The following is a 19,555-nucleotide window of genomic DNA, read 5'->3' on the forward strand; positions in this document are numbered from 1 at the left end:
AGGTGACCCACGGCCTTGGTCGGAGTGGTTGGGGTTGCTGGGTGCGTTAGTGGTGGGTTTTTTTTCGCCTTGACCCCAAAAACCCCCCCCCCGCGCCAAGCCAAACCCCACCCTCCTCCCCCCCCCCCCCAGCCAGGGCGGCGGCGACCAGCCGGGCATAGCCAGCGTGTACGTCGGCCGGCACCTTCGGCAGCATGTCGTTCCAGCTCGCGATGTTTGCACCGCGGAGCTGCATCATCCCGAGCGGCCGCGCCAGGAACCACAGGTGGAAGTGCTCACTCCCGTCACCCCACCGATTGAAGTGGGTCCGTCCGACGGCGTCGATCCGGCCGATCGCACCGGTCACGCGCTGGATCATCACGCCCAGCGTCGCGGTCAGCTCCGGCGGCAGGTTGTCGAGCCGGTAGTGCTCCCGCGGCTCCAGGATCGCGACGAACGGCAGACCGTCGGGCCCGAACCCGGTCTTGAGCTTCCACTGTTCGTCACGCCAGATCACTGACCAGTCCGGCTTCTCACACGAGATGCACGGCTTACCGCCGGGCTCACCGGCCCGCGGCGGCTCCGGGATCACCGGCTCGTCCAGTGGCACGACCCGGACATCACCCTCGAACGGGAAGAACGGGTGGCCGATGAACTCGTCGGCCGACATGCGTTCGCCGTACGGGAGGTTGCGGTGGTACTGCGACGGAAGTTCGGTCATGCGCCGCAGTCTGCCGGGGTTGGCCGCAACAGGCCATCGCAATTGCAGGAACCTGCCGAGGCACTACCGTCCCGCGCATGGGGCTGGAGTGGGATCCGAAGCTGGGGGCGGCGGCTGCGGAGTGTGTGGCCGGGTTCCGGCCTGTCTTCGGGGAGTTCGTCGCGCGTGCCGGTAGCGGCGGGCCGGAGCGGATCAAGTTCGCCGCCGAGAAGCTGCTGGACTACGTGAGTGCCCGGTCGATCACCGTCGATCGGCGGATCGAGCACCGGGAGACGTGGGTCGCACTGCGTACCGCAGCCGAGCTGGCAGTGCGCTACCTGGACGCCTGCTGGACGCCGGCCGGGGACGTGGTGCACTGCTGGGTCGAGTACCTCGGTGTGGGCTTTGGGTTCGAGCAGCAGAACGACGAGGAGCTGCGGCTGGAGGACTGGACGAAGGCCTTCGAGCTGGCGGTGATCCTGCGGGATGAGGAGCTGCTGCTCCGGCTGATCGAGTTCACCGACAGCTTCCCGGTCGACGACCTGTCCCCTGACATCCGTGGCTACCTGGCGATCACCGCAGGTGAGCCGCTGGATCCGGATGCACCGCCTGTGCTCCGGGCGATCGCTGACCACGATGCGGCGCAGTTCACTCAGGAGCTGGCCCAGGTACTGCAGCAACGACCAGTTGCGACGGCTGACACCTTGCGGGACCTCCTGCCTTGGTCAGCGCTCGCAATGTCGTCGTACGCGTTCAAGGCCGACCTCGGCATCGAGTCCGGCGCCCTGCCCCGCCGGCTGGTGGAAGGCAGTGGCTACCGTTCTGGGTATGGCGACTGATGACGTGAAGCGGCCGGAGCTCGCGGAGCTGCTGGACCTCGAGGCGCACCCGGAAGGTGGTTGGTACCGCGAGACCTGGCGGTCCGAGGTGACGTTCCAGCCCGACGGGTACGACGGTGACCGGGCCAGCGCGACGGCCATCTACTTCCTGCTGGGACCGGGCGAGGAGTCAGCGTGGCACCGGGTGCGGTCGGCAGAGATCTGGCTGTGGCACTCCGGCGGACCACTGACACTCCAGTACGGCGAATCGCCGGAGCAGGCCGTGTCGGTCACGCTGGGAACTGACGTGGCGGCCGGACAGCAGCCGCAGGTGGTGATCCCGGCCGGCGCGTGGCAGGCAGCCAGGCCGGCCGGGGATCATGCAGTACTGGTGTCGTGCGTGGTGTCGCCCGGCTTCGACTTCAAGGACTTCTCGATGTAAGACACAGCCGGGCGACTCAGCCTTCACATCTGCGGTACGGCGGCCTCCCCCGTCGTCAGCTCGGGCAGGTGCTCACGGACCATGTAACCGCCGGCGCAGGCGATCCAGAGTGCCGAGAGCAACAACGGGACACCCGTCATCAGGAAGCCACCGGCAACGAATGTGCCGGTAGAAGCGAAGATGCCGAACGAGCCGACGACGGACACCACCGCCGCCAGCAGGGCCAGGTAACCGAGCCAGTTCGGCATCAGGTGCGTGCGCATCACTCCGATTCCGGCCGCGGCCAGGGGCAGAGCTGCGGCGAACCCGATCATCGTGGTCAGGACCGACGTCGTCTCGTACATCATCGTTGTGAGCGCAGCGTCCCGGCCGTCGATACCGAAGGCGGTCGCGCCGGTCATCGCCGCGTTGACGAAGATCGCACCACCGACCAGCACCGAACCTGCCAGCAGCGCCAGGTGGACGTCGCTGCGCTCTTCCCGCTCCCGCATCGCCTCGGCGAAGGCGGACGCGAACCAGATGACCAACCCGCCGGCCGCGGCCCACATCAGCGCACTGGTGAGCATAATGCCGCGGTTGTCGGCGATCCAGGCGGTGATGGTGCTCTGTGATTCGTCGACGTTCGGTGGGTTGCCGGGCAGGAACCTGCCCAGGAGAGCCAGGACGACAAACGCCAGCCCGGCGAAGCCACCCCACCGCAACTCGTGTCGCTCAGTCATGGGGAAACACCTCCAGTGTGCACACCACGAAATGTGGTGCGTCTACTGCTGATATTCCTCCGCTTCGGCCAGCCGTCAAGGGGTGCCGTAGAGGGGTGCCGTCCGGCGAACGAGCGCGTCGGCGGACGGCACGGCGCACCCTATTGGAGAACGGTTGCCAAGGCCTCGTAACCAGGCAGTAGATCGATGCCCTCGCGCCCCAACTGCTGGATCGCGACATGGTCGGCGCCAGCCTCCAGATGGGCGTTCAGGCCCTCGGCGATCTCCACCGCTGACCCGTGCAGCACCAGGGCGTCGACCAGCCGGTCGCTACCACCGTCAGCGACATCCTCATCGGTGAACCCGAGCCGCTTCAGATTGCTCACGTAGTTGCTCAGCGCAAGGTAGTTGGCCAGGTAGTCACGGGCAGTCGTTCGGGCGATGTCCACATCCGTTTCGAGCACAACTTTCTGCTCGGGTGCGAGCAGCACTCCGCCGCCCAGCGTCCGCCGTGCCTCCCGGGTGTGCTCCGGAGTGGTCAGGTACGGGAGTGCGCCGGCGGTGCGGCTGCCGGACAGCTGCAGCACCTTCGGACCGAGCGCGGCCAGCGCCCGCCGCTCGACCGGCACCTTGGCGTCGTCCAGCTCGTCGAGGTAGGACACGATCGTCTCGTACGGCGACTTGTACTCAGCACTCCGTTCCCGGTGCCCGATGCCCACTCCGAGCAGAAAGCGTCCCGGCGCGGCCTCCTCGAGGCGGTGGTACGACTCCGCCACGTCCTCGGCCGGCGACTTCCACATGTTCACCACGCTGGTGCCGACAGCAACAGAGCTCGTTGCGGCCAGCAACACCTCGGCGTCGCGCAGACCGGCTCCCGGGGACCCGCCCAGCCACAGCGCGCCGTACCCGGCTTGCTCCAGCGAGGCTGCGAGCTCCGGACCCCAGTGCTGCGCACCGTGCCAGACCCCGAAGCGTCCCAGTTCGATCGCCACGTCGTACCCCTCTCGTCGTCCCACTGTCAGGCACAACCCGGAGCGGTCGGGCAGTACTGCCAGGTGCAAGCATCTCCGATGGGACGGCGGTCTCGTCAATGATGGTTGTCACGTCAAAGGTGACTTGCCCGCTACTTGTCAGTCACATGTCCATCAGACCAACCGATCAGGTGGTATGGCCTGAGCAGGCATACACTCGGCACCGACCTGGCATCATCCGCTCACCGCCGGGCCGCGGTCACAACGATGTGCGCCGTCCTCCTGGAAGGAAAGAAGGGCAAGCAGTGAAGGTCGGAGTTCCGAAGGAAGTCAAGAACCACGAGTACCGGGTGGCCATCACGCCGTCCGGTGTGCACGAGTTCGTGCGCCACGGGCACGAGGTTCTGATCGAGCAGAACGCGGGCAGCGGATCGCTGATCCCCGACGAGGAGTTCGTCACGGCCGGGGCGCGGATCGTGCCCACCGCGGACGAGGTGTGGGGCGAGGCGGACCTGATCCTGAAGGTCAAGGAGCCGGTCGCCGAGGAGTACCACCGGATGCGCAAGGACCAGGTGCTGTTCACGTACCTGCACCTGGCCGCCAGCAAGGAGTGCACCGACGCTCTGCTGACCGCCGGCGTCACCGGCATCGCCTACGAGACGGTTCAGTTACCGGACGGCTCGCTGCCGCTGCTGGCCCCGATGAGCGAGGTCGCCGGCCGGCTCGCGCCGCAGTCAGGCGCCTACCACCTGATGCGCAGCGGTGGTGGGCGTGGTGTCCTGCTCGGCGGAGTTTCCGGCACGCACCCGGCCCGCGTGGTCATCCTGGGCGCCGGTGTCTCCGGCATGAACGCGGCCGCGATCGCGCTCGGGATGCAGGCGCAGGTCCAGCTCTTCGACCGCAACATCGCGCGGCTCCGCCAGGCCGACCAGATCTACCAGGGCCACCTGCTGACGATCGCCTCGAACGCCTACGAGATCGAGCGTGCGGCCCTGGAGGCCGACCTCGTCATCGGTGCGGTGCTGGTCCCCGGTGCCAAGGCGCCGAAGCTGATCGACAACGAGCTGGTGAGCCGGATGAAGCCGGGCAGCGTGCTCGTCGACATCGCGATCGACCAGGGCGGCTGCTTCGAGGACTCGCGTCCGACCACCCACGCGGACCCGGTCTACCAGGTGCACAACTCGCTGTTCTACTGCGTCGCCAACATGCCCGGCGCGGTCCCGAACACGTCGACGTACGCGCTCACCAACGTGACGCTGCCGTACGCGATCGAGCTGGCCAACCTGGGCTGGCGCGAGGCGCTGAAGCGCGACCACAGCCTGGCGCTCGGCCTGAACACCTACGACGGCCACATCACCTACGGCCCCGTCGCGGACGCCCACGACGTCTCCCAGCTCAAGCTGGACGAGGTCCTGGTCTGAGCATCAGCCGTGCGGTTGGTGCTTACCTCGACCACCTGACGGTCGAACGCGGTCTCGCCGCGAACACCCTGGCGTCGTACCGGCGTGATCTGCGCCGGTACGACGCTCACCTGGCCGCGACCGGTATCACCGAGCTCGGCCAGGTCACCGAGGCAGTGGTCAGTGACTTCCTGATGCGGTTGCGTGAGGGCGATGAGGACCATCCGCCGCTCACCGCCTCCAGCGCGGGCCGCACTCTCGTCGCAGTGCGCGGCTTTCACAAGTTCTGCCTGCGTGAGGGGCTGACCGCAGTGGATCCCGCTGCGGCCGTGAAGCCACCGGCTCCGCCACAGCGGTTGCCGAAGGCGTTGTCCGTCGACGAAGTGAGCCGGATCCTGACTGCCGCGGCCGGTGCGGAGGCGGAGCCCGCCGTACTGGCTACTCGGGACGCTGCGCTGCTGGAGTTCCTCTATGGGACCGGTGCGCGCATCTCGGAGGCGGTGGGGCTCGATGTGGACGACATCGACCTGGAGGTCGGTGCAGTGCTGCTGCGAGGTAAGGGCAGCAAGGAGCGGGTCGTTCCGGTCGGCACCTACGCGCTGAACGCGTTGTCGGCGTACCAGGTGCGTGGCCGTCCTGACCTGGTCGGACGGGGACGCGGTACGCACGCACTGTTCCTGAACGCGCGTGGTGGTCGGCTCTCGCGGCAGAGTGCCTGGACGGTGCTGCGGCGCGCGGCGGAGCGGGCCGGGATCGCGAAAGAGATCTCCCCGCACACACTGCGGCACTCGTTCGCGACTCACCTGCTGGACGGCGGCGCCGACGTACGGGTGGTGCAGGAGCTGCTCGGGCACGCGTCGGTGACCACGACGCAGGTTTACACGCTGGTGACCGTCGACAAGCTCCGTGAGGTCTACGCAACGTCACACCCGCGCGCCCTTTAAGGTTCATCGCGTGAGTGAACAGACGGGGGCGGCTGAAGAGCGGCATGCCAGTTGGCTGGAGTTGTTCTTCGATCTGACCGTGGTGGCCGCGGCGGCGCAGATCTCGCACCGCCTGCACGGTGCCGAGACCGTCGGCCAGGTCGCCATCTGCGCAGCGATGTTCTACGCGGTCTGGAGTGTGTGGACCGCGACCAGCGTCTATGCGAACGTGGCGGGCGAGCGCACCCGCCGCCGGACCGTCCTGTGGACGATGCTGGGCATCGGGGTGATGGCCGCGGCCGCTCCGGGCGTCTGGCCGGGACTGCTGCCCGAGCACGGCGCTGCCGAACTCAGTGCCAGAGCATCCGGAGACAGCCGGACCATCGCGTTCACCATCGCGTTCCTGCTCTGCCGCGGCCTCGCGTCACGGTCGGCCAGCAGTGACGGCAAGGTCATCGGCTTCTGGCCGGCTACGCAGGGTGTGTCGGCCGTGCCATGGGTCGTCGCTCTCCTCGTGCGGCCGGAGACGGCGTACTGGCTCTGGCTCGGTGGGATCGCCGCGGACCTGCTGTTCTCGGTGATGGGCGCCCGCAACCCCAAGGCAATGGAGCAACGCGCGGACAGCATCCGGCGGGAGCAGGACAAGCAGCAGCGCCGCGATCGATGGTTCTACCGGTTGCCGTTCGGCCGGCCCGACGACGTACCGGTGCAGCCGCCGCTGATCTCGATGGCGAAGGTCGAGCGAGGGCATCTGGACGAGCGCCTGGGACTGTTCGTGATCATCGTCCTCGGTGAGGCGCTGGCACAGGTGGTCGCAGCCGATACGGCGCTGGAGTGGGACTGGCGGGTGGCGGCGGCGTCGCTGGCGGCATTCTGGCTCGTGATCGAACTGTGGCAGCTCACCACGTTGTACGGGTTCACCCCTGCGCCGCGCAGCACCACCCCGCTGCAGCCGTGGGCCGCACTGCTCGCCCACCTCGGCGTCACCGGGGCGATCCTCGCCATGGCGGCCGGACTGGGTGGGCTGATCGCGGAGTCCGGGGAGCACCCGGAGACCAAGGAACGCTGGTACCTCTTCGGCGGCCTCGCCCTGTACTGCGCGATCAGCGGAGTGGCTGGGGTGATCGGCCGGGTGCGGCTGCGGTGGTTCCTCGGCTGGCAGTTGCCCTGCCTGCTCGCGGCCGTGCTGATCGCGGTGCTCGGGCACGGATTGCCGGGCTGGGCGCTGGCCGCGCTGGCGGCCGTCGTACCGACCTGGTTGGCCGGCTACACCCGGCTCGTGAAACGCTAGACCCCGGTGCTGGGCTTGCCGGAACGGTGTGCAATGATCTGCTCACGGTCGGTCACCACGACGGGGTGATCGGTCTACTGTGGAATGCCGACCGGAAACCGCTCGACCCGGGTGCGGAGTGGCCGCTTGAGAGTGCTTGAATGCACGCTTACAGTCGCAGGCGTCGCCCGTATCGGTTGAAAGGTTTGGCGAGTCATGAACGAGTCGACATTCCCGGGCACCGAGCAGCACCTCGGCGGCGCTTCGCAAGAGCCGCCGGCGGTGACACCTGCCGAACCAAGCGCGCCGCCCCAGCGCACCACGTTGACCCCACCCGAGAACTATGCGGCGATGCCCAGGCCCACGGCCAAGCTCACCGCGGAGGACCTTGCACCTGTGAGCGATCCCAGCGGCCCGCGCAAGATCGGGCCGACCGGCCGTCCGTTGCCGGACCTGCCGGAAGTCCTGCCGCCGACCAAGACCGGTCCGGCGCAGGTCATCGCCATGTGCAACCAGAAGGGTGGCGTGGGCAAGACCACGACCACGATCAACCTCGGTGCCGCGATCGCCGAGACCGGCCGCAAGGTGCTGCTGATCGACTTCGACCCGCAGGGGTCCGCCTCGATCGGGCTCGGCGTGCAGCCGCACGACCTGGAGCTCTCGGTCTACAACCTTCTGATGCAGCGCGACATCACCCCGGCCGAGGTCATCCAGGCGACCCGGGTGCCGAACCTCGACCTGCTGCCGGCCAACATCGACCTGTCCGCGGCCGAGGTGCAGCTGGTCCAGGAGGTCGCCCGGGAGTACACGCTGCAGCGCGTGCTCGAGCCGATCATCCCCAACTACGACGTGATCCTGATCGACTGCGCTCCGTCGCTCGGTCTGCTCACGGTGAACGCGCTGACCGCGTCGAACGGCATCGTCGTACCGCTGGAGTGCGAGTTCTTCGCGCTCCGTGGTCTGGCCATGCTGACCGACACGATCGGCAAGGTGCAGGACCGGCTGAACCCGAAGCTGGAGATCGTCGGCATCCTCGGCACCATGTTCGACGGGCGCACCACGCACGCGCGTGAGGTGCTCGACCGCGTCGTCCAGGCCTTCGACGAGCGGGTTTTCCACACTGTCATCCGGCGCACCGTGAAGTTCCCCGAGACCACGGTCGTCGGCGAACCGATCACGACGTACGCGCCCTCGTCCCAAGCGGCCACGCAGTACCGCGACCTTGCCAAGGAGGTGCTCGCGCGTTGTCCCGCCGGGTGAGCCTGCCAGGTGCCAGTGAACTCTTCGGGGGTGCGGCACCGCAGCAGACCAGACCCGAGAAGCGCACCACCACTGACGGACCGGCTTCGAGTTCCGTGCGTTCGCGCACGGCGGTCGCCGACGACCGGAAGTCCAGTGGACGGATCCGCCACGACACGAAGATCACCGTGTACGTGACGGAGGAAGAGCTGCTCGGATTGGAACAGGTGCGGCTGGCGCTGCGGGCCGAACACGGCCTCAGCGCGGACCGCGGCCGGATCGTGCGCGAGGCGATCGACGTCCTGCTGGCCGACTTCGTCGACCACGGACCGGACTCGGTGCTGGTACGGCGGCTCAAGGCGTCGGAGTGACCGTGTCCGACTCCCTGCCGTTGGACCTGCCGGCCGGTTCGGGCACCGTACCGGTTGTTGCCGAGGGCAAGGGTTTTGAGGTTCACCTGGTGAACTTCGACGGACCGTTCGACCTGCTGCTGCAGCTGATCAGCAAGCACAAGCTCGACATCACCGAGATCGCCTTGTCGGTGATCACGGACGACTTCATCGCGCACATCAAGGCTCTCGGGTCTGATTGGGATCTTGATCAGACGTCAGAGTTCTTGCTGATCGCGGCGACGTTGCTGGATCTGAAGGCGGCTCGACTGCTGCCGAAGGGCGAGGTCGAGGACAGCGAGGATCTCGAGCTGCTCGAAGCGCGGGATCTGCTGTTCGCGCGGCTGTTGCAGTACCGCGCCTTCAAGCAGATCGCGGCGCTGGTGCAGGAGCGGATGGCGACGCAGGCCAAGAGCTTCCCGCGCGCTGTCGGTGTAGAGCCGCGGTTCGCGGAACTGCTTCCTGAGGTGCTGCTCGGCCTGGACCCGAACGGCCTGATGCTGCTTGCGCAGAAGGCGATGGCGCGTAAGGACATCGTCCCCGAGGGTGTGTCCCTGGCCCACCTGCACGCGCCCGCGGTCACGGTTCGCGAGCAGGCGCTCGTGATCGTCGACCGGCTGCGGCGGCAGCGCACCACGACGTTCCGCATGCTCGTGTCGGACTCGCCGGACACGGTGACCACGGTCTGCCGGTTCCTCGCGCTGCTGGAGCTGTTCCGCTCGGCCGACGTGGCGTTCGACCAGGTCACGCCGCTCGGTGAACTCACCATCCGCTGGACCGGTACCGACGACGGCGAGATCGCCGTCAGCGACGAGTTCGACGAGGAGGGCCTCCCGGCCTCCGACGACGGCGAAGCCCCCATAGTCACCGACGAGGACTCCTTCCTGGAACCAGGCGACTCCCTGACCGAAGACACCACCCCTGAGGCTCCCGCCCAGCCCGAACCACCCCACGAGACGGTGCCCCAGTGACCGAACACCCCCCAACAACAGACGAGCTGGACGTCCCCTCACCAGAGGAGTCGAACGCGGTCATTACCTCGGGCGAGGCTGACCCGGACGAGCCCTCAATCGACATCCCGTCAGTGGAGGACGCGGACGGATCTTCCGAGCTCGCGTCTGCTGATGATGCGCCCACCTCCGAGGCCGGTGGGCGGGACGACGCCGACCCCGATGCCGAGGACGCTGCCCCGGAAAGCGACGTACCGGGTGAGGACGCTGAGCCGGGAGACGGCGTACCGGGTGAGGGCGGCGACGTACCGGGGGATGAGGATCATTTGCCGCCGGGGCAGACGGAGGTGCCGACCGGCGACGAGGTGGTGATCGATGACGACACCATGCGGCGGGCGCTTGAGGCGATTTTGATGGTGACGGACGAGCCGTTGCCGGTGCTGACGTTGGCGCGGGCGGTGGGGCGGCCGACGGGTGATGTGGCGGCGGCGCTGAGTGGGTTGTCGGCTGAGTACACCGAGCAAGGGCGTGGGTTCGACCTGCGCGAGATCGGTGGTGGGTGGCGGTACTACACGCGCCCAGAGGCTGCGGCGTTCGTTGAGCGGTTCGTGCTCGACGGGCAGCAGGCGCGGCTCACCCAAGCGGCGCTCGAGACGCTGTCCGTGGTTGCGTACAAGCAGCCGGTCAGCCGCGCGCGCGTCTCCGCGATCCGTGGTGTGAACGTGGACGGTGTCATGCGGACGCTGATCGCCCGCGGGCTCGTGGAAGAGGCCGGTTCGGATACCGACTCGCAGGCGACTCTCTACCGCACCACGTCTTACTTCCTCGAGCGGATGGGCATGCAGTCCCTCGACGACCTCCCCGAGCTCGCGCCGTACCTGCCCGACATGGACGACATCGAGGACGAACTGGCCGCCCAGTCCCTCCCACCGGCCACAGAGGAAGCAGCACCCGACGGTACGACGCCCGCCGAGCCCGAGCCCGAGCCCGAGCCAGAGCCCGAGGACGACAACACTCCCCTCGAAAACGACCTGGCCCCGGCGCCCATCGCCCCAGCCCCCGAAGACGACGACGAGGACGACGAGGATGACGAGTCCGAGTACGGCGAGACTGGGGTGATCGCCTCCGTCGATCCGACGCCTAGTGACGGCGACGAGGACGACGAGTCCGAGTACGGTGCAACTGCGGTCGGGGAGGTTGGTTCGGGCGACTCGATCGCCGAGTCCACCACGTCGGATCCTGCGGATGAGGAAAGCGACCTGAGCGCCGAGGACTCCGCCGACGAGACCTACTCCGGCGGCAGCGCCGACGTGTCCGACGGCGATGAGTCGCCGGTTGTGGGTTCGGGGGATGCACCTAGTCGGTGGTATCCGTACGACCAGACTGCCGAGGAGATCGACTCCGCGGCCGACGTACCTAATGGTGATGGAGAGTTGCGTGAGCGGGGTGAGTGAGGACGAGGGTATTCGGCTGCAGAAGGCTTTGGCGCAGGCCGGGGTCGCGAGCCGGCGGAATGCCGAGATCCTGATCGAGCAGGGGCGCGTCGAGGTCGATGGCGCGGTGGTGACGGAGTTCGGGAAGCGGGTGGACCCGGCGGTCTCGGTCATCCGGGTGGACGGTGAGCGGATCCCGCCGACCAGTGCGCACGCGTACCTCGTGCTGAACAAGCCGCGCGGTGTCGTCACCACGATGTCCGATCCGCAGGGTCGTGCGTGCATCGCCGACTACGTACAGGATCGCGAGGAGCGGCTGTTCCACATCGGCCGGCTCGACACCGACACCGAGGGCCTGCTGCTGCTCACGAACCACGGTGAGTTCGCGCACCGCCTCGCGCATCCGTCGTACGAGGTCTCCAAGACGTACGTCGCCGAGGTCGAAGGCAACGTGAAGCCGGGCACCCTCCGCCGTCTCCTCGACGGCGTCAACCTCGAGGACGGCCCGGCCCAGGCCGACACCGTCAAGGAAATGAGCAGCATCCGCGGCCGCACCCTGGTCCAGATCACCCTGCACGAGGGCCGCAACCGGATCGTCCGCCGCATGTTCGACGCCATCGGTCACCCGGTCAAGCGCCTCACCCGCACCGCCATCGGCCCGGTCCGCCGCGGCAACCTGCACACCGGCGAACTCCGCGAGCTCGACCCCAAGGAACTCGGCCAGCTCCTCGACATCGTCGACCTCTGAGAGCGCCGAACCCCCTTGGCTGCGCGGCCGATACGGGACGCTGGGTATCGGCGACCAGCTAGTACGGCGGCGAGTAGCTAGACGGCGGAGGGCCGGTGCCGGTCGGCTGGCCGGATCGGGGTGGCTGGACGGATGCGGTGTGTCGCGCAGCTTGCGAGTGTTGGGTCATTGGGCCCCGGGCCGGCGGAACAGTGGTGTACCGGTGTCCGGTGGGTGTTGTCAGGGTGAGGGATCCGTCGGGGTGGTTGGTGGTGGTCCAACCCCACTCGGGGGTGTCCTTGATGACGTGGTGGTACTCGCAGAGTGGCGCGAGGCCGGCGAGGCTGGTCTGGCCAGAGACGGCGAACGGGGTGCCGTGGTCGCGGTCGCATTCGCGCGACGAACGGTTGCAGCCGGGCCAGGCACAGACCGGGTGCCGAGCCAGCAGGGTTTCGCTCACGAGCGTGCCTGGGTCGTGTCTGGTGGTGGAGGCCTCGAGGACGGTTCCGTTCATCGGATCGGTGAGCAGCCGGCGCCAGGTGCCGTTGGCCGAGATCCGTCGAGCCATTTCTGCGGGGATCGGGCCGTAGCCGGAGAGTTCGCAGGGGTCATCGTCCAGCCCGAGCAAGGTGCTCGCTGGAATCACGACCTCGATGTGTGGCCTGCGTCGGTGTCGATCCGGTAGCCGGCGGCCGAGCCAGTCGAGGCCGTTGGACAGGATGTGGCCGAAGACATCGACGACGACGTCCGCACGGCGTTGCTCCGCGGTCCGCTTCTCCGGTTGCGAGTCAGTGGATGAAGCGGCGGCCGGTACGTCGGACTGGGCCGGGTGACCCTGGTCGTCGGCAGGCGCCTGCTTGTGGGCGGTCGGCTTGCTGGGCGGAGTTGGGGTGTCTCGTTTGGTGAGGTCGGCCATGGCCTGGACAGCCACGAAGATCTCCTGGATCTTGTCGGCGGTGTGAACGACCCAGAGGCCGGCCATGCCGTCGGGCAGGGGCACGATCTTGCACGTGCGGCCCGGGACTGCCGCACGGTGGCGGTCGGCTTCGGTCTCGGCGGCGTGTTTGGCGACTTGGGTGCGCAAGGACTTGCGGAGGTTGGCGTTGGTCTGGGAGGGTGCCCGGCGCAGTACGTGGGACTCGACGGCCTGTGCGTCATGGTCGGTCAGATCTCGGGTGCTCTCGGAGATTGCCAGGGCTTTGGACCAGGACAGCGAACCGGTACGCACCGCGGTCAGTGTTGCGGCCAGGGGTCCGGTCAGTCGCAGGGCGGTCTCCAGGTGCCGAACCGTGGTGTTGGTCGAGAGGTGGAGGGCGGCGCCGATCTCCGCCGCCCAGGATCGCTCGGGGTCGACGGGACGGCCGGAGGAGTCGAGCGTGGTCGGGCGGTGCAGCTCGGCTGCTTGTGCCTTGCGTTGGCGATAGAACGACGCCATGCCCGAGGCCTTCATCGCCGCGGACCAGGCCGCCAGCCGCTCCGTTGCCTTGATGAACTCGATCAGGGCCATCGGGGACAGCGTCTGTGGGCGGACGTTCTCGAGCGCGGCCGCCAGTTCTGCACCTGGCGGAAGGAAAACCCAGGCCGGTGCCTCGCGACGCAGCATCTCCAGCTCTGCCTCGTCCTGGTCAACGCCGGACCACAGCTCCCATTCCAGGTCGTCGACCTTCGAGAGCGGCGGAACGTCGTCGTACAGGTCGTCTTCGGTGATCTCGAACTCGTCCGGGACCTCGATCAGATGGTCCGGTGGAGCGGGCTCTGTCCATGGCGTGAAGACAGCTGGCCAGCGCCGCTCGGTGACCAGGCCCCCGAGCGCCGTGCCGGCGGACCCGGCATGCGGGGACTCGTCGGATACGCAGGCTTGAGGCGGGGTCATGCAGTCACATTAGAACATCTGTTCGATTATGCAAAATCGAGAGGGAGCGATCGATTCAGCTCCGGGGTCGCGGATGGTCGCGACCGTTTGGTGACCACGATCGGCGGCAGCGGCAGCAGGTCGTCGTACCGGAACCTGGAGGCGATGCAAGTGATAGCCGGGGTTGTGGATGGGCCACGCAACAGACCACAAAGGGATAACGCCGGGCGGCGGCGCGCCTGAGACAGCGCACGGTTGTCGGAGGCGGGACGTAGTGTGGTGGATGTGAACCGGCGAATCTTCGGACTGGAGAACGAGTACGGCGTCACGTGTACCTTTCGCGGTCAGCGCCGACTGACCCCCGACGAGGTGGCGCGGTACCTGTTTCGGCGGGTTGTGTCCTGGGGGCGGAGCAGCAATGTCTTCCTCCGCAACGGGGCACGCCTCTACCTCGACGTGGGCTCCCACCCGGAGTACGCGACCGGCGAGTGCGATTCGGTCACCGACCTGATCGCGCACGACAAGGCCGGTGAGCGGATCCTCGAAGGGCTGCTGGTCGACGCACAGAAGCGGCTGCACGACGAAGGCATCTTCGGTGACGTCTACCTGTTCAAGAACAACACCGACTCGGCCGGTAACAGCTACGGCTGCCATGAGAACTACCTGGTCAGCCGGCACGGCGACTTCGCCAAGCTGGCCGATGTGCTGATCCCGTTCCTGGTCACCCGGCAGTTGATCTGCGGGGCCGGCAAGGTGCTGCAGACGCCGCGCGGTGCGGTGTACAGCGTGAGCCAGCGGGCCGAGCACATCTGGGAGGGCGTCTCCAGTGCGACCACGCGCTCCCGGCCGATCATCAACACCCGCGACGAGCCGCACGCGGACGCCGAGCGGTTCCGTCGGCTGCACGTGATCGTCGGCGACTCGAACATGTCCGAGACCACGATGCTGCTGAAGGTGGCCAGCACCGACCTGGTGCTGCGGATGATCGAGGCCGGCATCGTGATGCGCGACCTGACTCTCGACAACCCGATCCGGGCGATCCGCGAGATCAGCCACGACATGACCGGTCGCCGCGAGGTGCGGCTGGCCAACGGTCGTGAGGCGAGCGCACTCGACATCCAGGGTGAGTACCTGAACAAGGCGCGCGACTTCGTCGACCGCCGCGAGCTGGGGACCCCGGCCGTGGAGCGGGCGCTGAACCTGTGGGAGCGCTGCCTGAAGGCGATCGAGTCCGGCGACCTGTCCGGGATCGAGCGCGAGATCGACTGGGTGATCAAGTACCGGTTGATCGAGCGCTACCGCCAGCAGAACAACCTCGGTCTTGCCAGCCCGCGGGTCGCCCAGCTCGACCTGGCGTACCACGACATCCACCGGCCGCGTGGGCTCTACTACCTGCTTGAGCGCCGGGGCGCGGTGACGCGGGTGGTCGATGACCTGCGCGTCTTCGAGGCCAAGTCGGTGCCGCCGCAGACCACGCGGGCTCGCCTGCGCGGTGAGTTCATCAAGCGGGCCCAGGAGCGCCGCCGCGACTTCACCGTCGACTGGGTGCACCTGAAGCTCAACGACCAGGCCCAGCGCACGGTGCTCTGCAAGGACCCGTTCAAGTCCCACGACGAGCGCGTCGAGAAGCTCATCGCCAGCATGTAGCTGTTGTCTTAATCGAGTGCCCGGCCGATCTGGACCGTCTAGAAAGACTGCATGACGATCGAGATCCGGCCGGTCACTCGCGCCGAGGCCAAGGACTACCTGCGCGTCCTGCCCTGGGTGAACGGCTTCCCGCAGGAAGAGCCGGAGCCTTCGGCCTGGTACGCCGGTCGCGCGGCCAACCCGCCGCAGCGCCAGGCAACGCCCGAACAGCTCGAGCAGTACGCCGATGAGCTGCTGACCGACTGGTTCCGTCCGCAGGCGGCCTTCGTGGAGGGCAAGATCGCCGGCGGTTCCGCGATCGTTTCGGTGCAGATCACGCTGCCCGGTGGCCGACAGGTCCCGATGGGCGGCGTGACCTCGACCGGCGTGCTTCCGACGTACCGGCGTCGTGGACTGTTGCGGAAGATCATGGCCGCGATGCTCGACGACTGCCGAGAGCGCGGTGAGTTCCTCGCCGGGCTGAGTGCGAGTGAGGCGACGATCTACGGCCGGTACGGGTTCGCTCCCGCGACATTCCAGCACCGGTGGGAGGTCCGCCGTACCGACGTTTCCTTCCAGACGCCCTTCACCGACCCGGGACAGTTGGAGTTGGTCGACGGTGCCGAGGCAGCGGCCGTGTGGCCGGTGCTGCATGAGCAGGTGCGAGCTGTGCGCGTCGGTGAGGTCAGCCCGCTGCCAGATAAGTGGAGTGGTCTAGCTGACGGTGGTCCGGCGTACCACCTCATCCACCGCGACGCTGCAGGACAGGTGGACGGCGCAGCGATCTTCCAGCTGCCATGGTCGCCGGATCCTGAGTACGCGGGTGAGCTACAAGTAGAGGCCTTCGAAGCACTCAACCACGACGCCTACCGCGCACTGTGGGGCCTGCTGCTCGACTTCGACCTCACTAAGCGTGTGGTGGCGGCGCGGCGACCGGTCGACGAACCACTCCGCTGGATGCTGACGAACTCGCGGGCACTGAGGCTTGCCCGAACGCGTGACAACCTCTGGCTGAACATCCTCGACGTACAACGCGCTCTAACAGCCCGCACCTACGCAGCGACCGACTCACTAGTGCTGGAAGTAGACGGTGTGCGCTGGCGCCTTGAGACCAGCAAAGACGAAGCAGCTTGTACGGCGGCGCCGGGGGCGGCTGTGGATGTCAGCCTGACCGTGAGTGAGCTGGGATCGCTGTACCTAGGCGGAGTCCGGCCCAGCGAGTTCCGTAACGCCGGCCGGATCACTGAGCACACCAGGGGCGCAGTGTCTCGTCTTGACGCTGTGTTGCGACCGGACCGCGCTCCGCACAACGCAGTGGGCTTCTGAACCGTGTGACTGTACGTGGTGTGACCCAACGGTGACGCATGCGGCCGGTGGCGTGGTTGTGTGTGCAGGCTAGGGTGGTCCGCGTTGTTGCCCGTCGATCGAATGGCGCAGACCGCGCCGGGATGTTTCGAGGTGCTGGTTCGTGCGCAAGTTGCTGAGTCTGGTCGCAGTCGTGGCCCTGGGGTCTTCGATGGTGGCCTGCGGTTCCGACAAGAAGGACGAGTTCGGGGCCGGTGGGATCAAGGTGACGTCGGACTTCGGAGCGAAGCCGACCATCACGCACCGCGAGGGTGAGCCCGACAAGGCTCTGGTGACCGAGGTCCTCAAGGAGGGCGACGGTCCCGAGGTGAAGAAGGGCGAGCTGCTCACCGCGAACTACCTCGGCCAGATCTGGCGCGACGGCAAGGTCTTCGACAACTCCTACGACCGCGGTGCGCCGTCGTCGTTCCCGATCGGTACCGGCGGCGTCATCCCCGGCTGGGACGAGGGTCTGGTCGGCAAGAAGATCGGCAGCCGGGTGATGCTCTCGATCCCGTCCGACAAGGGCTACAAGGCGACGGGCAACGAGCAGGCCGGCATCAAGGGTGACGACACGCTGATCTTCGTCGTCGACCTGGTCGGGGCCGCGGCCAACGACACCAAGCTCGACGCCGAGCCCGCGACCTCGGCGAACACCAAGATCAAGGTCACCGGCGAACTGAACGCCGAGCCCAAGGTCACCGTTCCGGCCGGCACCAAGCCGCCGGCCAAGCCGGGCAAGCCGGTCGTGATCGCGCTCGGCAAGGGCAAGCCGGTTGACAAGGGCACCCAGCTGATCGGCCGCTACGTCGTCTTCGACTACACCGGCAAGAAGCAGGCCAGCACCTGGGACGGCCAGCCCGCCAGCCAGACCGCACCGGCTCAGCCGGGCGCGCCGACCGACCAGCTCCAGGTCGGCCCCGGCCCGGGCGGCCAGGCCGGTGCACTCGACGGCCTCGCCGGGATTCCGGTCGGCAGCCGCGTGCTGGTCGAGCTCCCCGCGACCAAGGACGCCAAGGGCAAGGCCGTCAACGCCTTCGCCGTGATCGACATCCTGAACGCCTTCCCGGCCCCCAAGCAGACGCCGCAGCCGGGCCAGTAGTTCTTCCCGAAGGCCGCCTGACCACTCACGTGGTCAGGCGGTCTTTGTGTTGCTGCGGAACCAGCGGGTGGTTTCGGGGGTGAAGGTCAGCAGGAGTGCGGTGAGCACTGCGGTGACGTGCACGCTGCGCAGTACGGCGGTGAGCAGGAACTGTGCTGACCAGTCGATGCCGGCGAGGTCGTGGTCGAGGAGCCAGCCGATCGGGCCGATCACGAGCGAGGCGATACCTACGGTGCCGAGGAGACCGGCCAGGAGGTAGCGGGCCCAGTTGACGCCGTACCGGAAGTAGCGGTCGATGACGACGAACAGGCCGCCGTAGATCAGGGTGCGGATGGCGATCTGGGCCGCTATGCCGGCCATGGGTGCGTTGTCGCCGACGGCGCCGACGACTCCGACCACGGACTCCGCGACTCCGGTACCGACGGCGAGCAGCCACAGCATGGTGGCCCACCGCGCGGTCAGCGGTGCTTGGGAGGGAGCGAGAACTGTCATGCTCCCAGAGTCGCCCGGTACGGCGTCGCACTCAGGAGCCCTGTGACCACAGTCCGAGTGGTGCTACCTCTACTTCGGTACGTCGACGAGCCCTGCCGCGTGACGACCCGCAGCGGCCGCGGCCTCGAAGTACGCGCGGTCCTCGTCGAGTGAGCGGCCCATGGTGGACAGCTTCACTGGTGCGGCCAGCATGGCGTCGTACAGACCGTCCACACTGACCCGTACTACGCGGTGGCGCGCCTTGAGCGGTTCGGCGGCGTCACGCACCGCGTCGCCGAAGTCGCCGTCCAGATCCGGTACGACGACGTCCGCCGGCTGCAGTGCGACCCGCCCGTACGCCGTGAGGCTGTGATGTGAGATCCCACGGTGACGTGGTCGCGGGTCGGCCTCAGAGATCCGCAGCGACGCCACGGCCCGACCACCGAGCGTTTCGATCGCATTGACCGCCTCACCCGACTGGACTCCGCTGAAGCCCCAGCGAGTCCCCGTCCCCAGATTGCCCGGTCCCTGCGTCAGTACGACGAGCTCCGCCGCCAGCACGTTCACTGCGGTCAGCAGCCCGGTGTGAACCGTGACGGCCTCCCGGTCACCGCCGTACGCCTGACCGACCGTCACCGTGCCGCTCAGCCAGCTACTGTCGCGCAGTGCCGCCACTGTCCGCGAGAACGCGAGTGGCAACGCTCCACCATCAGTCATCACGTAGACGACCCGAGTGTTCGGCCGGGCCTCATAAACCCCAGCCAGTACAGCGGGTAGCGCGGAGTGCAGGTCAGCCACGACGACCGGCGTACCGAAGAGGTCGTCGGCATCGCGCAGTACGTCGTGGTCCGGCGACTCCTGGTCGTCCGCGCCCATCACCATCGCCTGCAGGGGTGTGTAGCGCGCCTTCACCAGGTGACCGCCCTCCGGCGGGTCCTCCGGCAGCCGGTCGGGCAGGGCGACCACCAGGGCGTAGCCGCCGGTCCCGAGCCCCTTGTCGAGCGCTCCGACGTTCAGCAGCACGCGGTCACCCACGACCGGCGTACCGACGAGCTCCGGGTAGGCCAGCGCGCGCACAGGCTGCTCTCCGACCAGCACCGTCAGCTCGACCGCACCTGTCCAACTCCGACCTAGCTGCGACACCACACCATCACGCCAGCGAATCACAGGCCGACACTAGTCGTCCGAACACCTGTTCGGTGGGGGAGGAGGGTTTTGGCC

At 67.8% G+C, this 19,555-nt stretch carries 19 protein-coding genes; 13 read left to right on the top strand and 6 right to left on the bottom strand.

The genetic code is table 11. The features are described 5' to 3' along the window. Window positions 1–46: 46 nt before the first annotated feature. On the bottom strand, window positions 47–700 hold the full coding sequence (locus ACFVWG_RS34760) for a hypothetical protein (protein ID WP_391547719.1): 654 nt from the start codon (window positions 698–700) through the stop codon (window positions 47–49). Between the two features lie 77 nt (window positions 701–777). Here ACFVWG_RS34760 and ACFVWG_RS34765 point away from each other — a divergent pair, with 77 nt between their 5' ends. Both ACFVWG_RS34765 and ACFVWG_RS34770 read left to right on the top strand, forming a co-directional pair. Further along, on the top strand, window positions 778–1,518 hold the full coding sequence (locus tag ACFVWG_RS34765; RefSeq protein ID WP_391547720.1) for a hypothetical protein: 741 nt from the start codon (window positions 778–780) through the stop codon (window positions 1,516–1,518). Further along, window positions 1,508–1,939, top strand: coding sequence for a cupin domain-containing protein (locus ACFVWG_RS34770; RefSeq protein WP_391547721.1), 432 nt, complete (start codon window positions 1,508–1,510; stop codon window positions 1,937–1,939). The genes ACFVWG_RS34765 and ACFVWG_RS34770 overlap by 11 nt, the downstream gene beginning before the upstream one ends. A 23-nt stretch (window positions 1,940–1,962) precedes the next feature. On the opposite strand, the gene ACFVWG_RS34775 is transcribed toward ACFVWG_RS34770, so the two are convergent. Both ACFVWG_RS34775 and ACFVWG_RS34780 read right to left on the bottom strand, forming a co-directional pair. Further along, a complete protein-coding gene (locus ACFVWG_RS34775; RefSeq protein ID WP_391547722.1) occupies window positions 1,963–2,658 on the bottom strand; it encodes a DUF4386 family protein in 696 nt (231 codons plus the stop codon). A 140-nt stretch (window positions 2,659–2,798) separates the two neighbouring features. Continuing rightward, complete coding sequence (locus ACFVWG_RS34780) at window positions 2,799–3,629, bottom strand: LLM class F420-dependent oxidoreductase (protein WP_391547723.1); 831 nt, start codon at window positions 3,627–3,629, stop codon at window positions 2,799–2,801. A gap of 284 nt (window positions 3,630–3,913) precedes the next feature. On the opposite strand from ACFVWG_RS34780, the gene ald reads away from it, so the two are divergent. The 8 genes from ald to ACFVWG_RS34820 all read left to right on the top strand — a co-directional run bounded on the left by ald (window position 3,914) and on the right by ACFVWG_RS34820 (window position 11,960). Further along, window positions 3,914–5,029: an alanine dehydrogenase gene (ald, locus tag ACFVWG_RS34785; RefSeq protein ID WP_391547724.1), complete on the top strand. Its 1,116-nt coding sequence runs from the start codon at window positions 3,914–3,916 to the stop codon at window positions 5,027–5,029. Then, window positions 5,026–5,952, top strand: a complete 927-nt coding sequence (xerD, locus tag ACFVWG_RS34790; RefSeq protein ID WP_391547884.1) for a site-specific tyrosine recombinase XerD — start codon at window positions 5,026–5,028, stop codon at window positions 5,950–5,952. The genes ald and xerD overlap by 4 nt, the downstream gene beginning before the upstream one ends. Before the next feature lie 10 nt (window positions 5,953–5,962). Beyond that, window positions 5,963–7,222, top strand: coding sequence for a low temperature requirement protein A (locus tag ACFVWG_RS34795; RefSeq protein WP_391547725.1), 1,260 nt, complete (start codon window positions 5,963–5,965; stop codon window positions 7,220–7,222). A 330-nt stretch (window positions 7,223–7,552) separates the two neighbouring features. Continuing rightward, entirely contained in the window at window positions 7,553–8,461 is a 909-nt protein-coding gene (locus ACFVWG_RS34800) for a ParA family protein (protein WP_391547885.1), read from the top strand. Further along, a complete protein-coding gene (locus ACFVWG_RS34805) occupies window positions 8,446–8,811 on the top strand; it encodes a hypothetical protein (RefSeq protein WP_132407981.1) in 366 nt (121 codons plus the stop codon). The genes ACFVWG_RS34800 and ACFVWG_RS34805 overlap by 16 nt, the downstream gene beginning before the upstream one ends. A 2-nt stretch (window positions 8,812–8,813) precedes the next feature. Then, window positions 8,814–9,800, top strand: a complete 987-nt coding sequence (locus ACFVWG_RS34810; RefSeq protein WP_391547726.1) for a segregation and condensation protein A — start codon at window positions 8,814–8,816, stop codon at window positions 9,798–9,800. Further along, window positions 9,797–11,233: an SMC-Scp complex subunit ScpB gene (gene scpB, locus ACFVWG_RS34815; protein WP_391547727.1), complete on the top strand. Its 1,437-nt coding sequence runs from the start codon at window positions 9,797–9,799 to the stop codon at window positions 11,231–11,233. Before ACFVWG_RS34810 ends, scpB begins: the two co-directional genes overlap by 4 nt. Beyond that, a complete protein-coding gene (locus ACFVWG_RS34820; protein ID WP_391547728.1) occupies window positions 11,226–11,960 on the top strand; it encodes a pseudouridine synthase in 735 nt (244 codons plus the stop codon). Before scpB ends, ACFVWG_RS34820 begins: the two co-directional genes overlap by 8 nt. A gap of 58 nt (window positions 11,961–12,018) precedes the next feature. Here the strand turns inward: ACFVWG_RS34820 and ACFVWG_RS34825 are convergent, their stop codons facing one another. After that, the gene (locus tag ACFVWG_RS34825; RefSeq protein ID WP_391547729.1) at window positions 12,019–13,812 is read right to left on the bottom strand and encodes a DUF222 domain-containing protein; all 1,794 of its coding nucleotides are present in this window, start codon (window positions 13,810–13,812) and stop codon (window positions 12,019–12,021) included. A 264-nt stretch (window positions 13,813–14,076) separates the two neighbouring features. Here ACFVWG_RS34825 and pafA point away from each other — a divergent pair, with 264 nt between their 5' ends. The 3 genes from pafA to ACFVWG_RS34840 all read left to right on the top strand — a co-directional run bounded on the left by pafA (window position 14,077) and on the right by ACFVWG_RS34840 (window position 17,863). After that, a complete protein-coding gene (pafA, locus tag ACFVWG_RS34830; protein WP_325056951.1) occupies window positions 14,077–15,438 on the top strand; it encodes a Pup--protein ligase in 1,362 nt (453 codons plus the stop codon). A gap of 51 nt (window positions 15,439–15,489) precedes the next feature. Further along, a complete protein-coding gene (locus tag ACFVWG_RS34835) occupies window positions 15,490–16,743 on the top strand; it encodes a GNAT family N-acetyltransferase (protein WP_391547730.1) in 1,254 nt (417 codons plus the stop codon). A gap of 142 nt (window positions 16,744–16,885) precedes the next feature. Beyond that, complete coding sequence (locus tag ACFVWG_RS34840) at window positions 16,886–17,863, top strand: FKBP-type peptidyl-prolyl cis-trans isomerase (protein ID WP_391547731.1); 978 nt, start codon at window positions 16,886–16,888, stop codon at window positions 17,861–17,863. A 33-nt stretch (window positions 17,864–17,896) separates the two neighbouring features. Here ACFVWG_RS34840 and ACFVWG_RS34845 read toward each other — a convergent pair whose 3' ends face one another. Together ACFVWG_RS34845 and ACFVWG_RS34850 are read right to left on the bottom strand one after the other, a co-directional pair. After that, window positions 17,897–18,355 (bottom strand): hypothetical protein, encoded by a 459-nt coding sequence (locus ACFVWG_RS34845; protein ID WP_391547732.1) that lies wholly within the window; start codon window positions 18,353–18,355, stop codon window positions 17,897–17,899. 69 nt (window positions 18,356–18,424) lie between these two features. Further along, window positions 18,425–19,501 carry a DUF3866 family protein gene (locus ACFVWG_RS34850; RefSeq protein ID WP_391547733.1) on the bottom strand — a complete coding sequence of 359 codons (1,077 nt, stop codon included), beginning with the start codon at window positions 19,499–19,501 and terminating at the stop codon, window positions 18,425–18,427. Window positions 19,502–19,555 lie beyond the last annotated feature (54 nt).

It is taken from the genome of Kribbella sp. NPDC058245, from assembly GCF_042882005.1.
Classification (GTDB): Bacteria; Actinomycetota; Actinomycetes; order Propionibacteriales; family Kribbellaceae; genus Kribbella.

Coding starts and splice junctions, on each gene's coding strand:
- ACFVWG_RS34835 (WP_391547730.1), top strand. CDS start 15,490: ATGACGATCGAGATCCGGCCGGTCACTCGCGCCGAGGCCAAGGACTAC.
- ACFVWG_RS34765 (WP_391547720.1), top strand. CDS start 778: ATGGGGCTGGAGTGGGATCCGAAGCTGGGGGCGGCGGCTGCGGAGTGT.
- ACFVWG_RS34800 (WP_391547885.1), top strand. CDS start 7,553: ATGCCCAGGCCCACGGCCAAGCTCACCGCGGAGGACCTTGCACCTGTG.
- ACFVWG_RS34775 (WP_391547722.1), bottom strand. CDS start 2,658: ATGACTGAGCGACACGAGTTGCGGTGGGGTGGCTTCGCCGGGCTGGCG.
- ACFVWG_RS34825 (WP_391547729.1), bottom strand. CDS start 13,812: ATGACCCCGCCTCAAGCCTGCGTATCCGACGAGTCCCCGCATGCCGGG.
- ACFVWG_RS34770 (WP_391547721.1), top strand. CDS start 1,508: ATGGCGACTGATGACGTGAAGCGGCCGGAGCTCGCGGAGCTGCTGGAC.
- ACFVWG_RS34845 (WP_391547732.1), bottom strand. CDS start 18,355: ATGACAGTTCTCGCTCCCTCCCAAGCACCGCTGACCGCGCGGTGGGCC.
- ACFVWG_RS34760 (WP_391547719.1), bottom strand. CDS start 700: ATGACCGAACTTCCGTCGCAGTACCACCGCAACCTCCCGTACGGCGAA.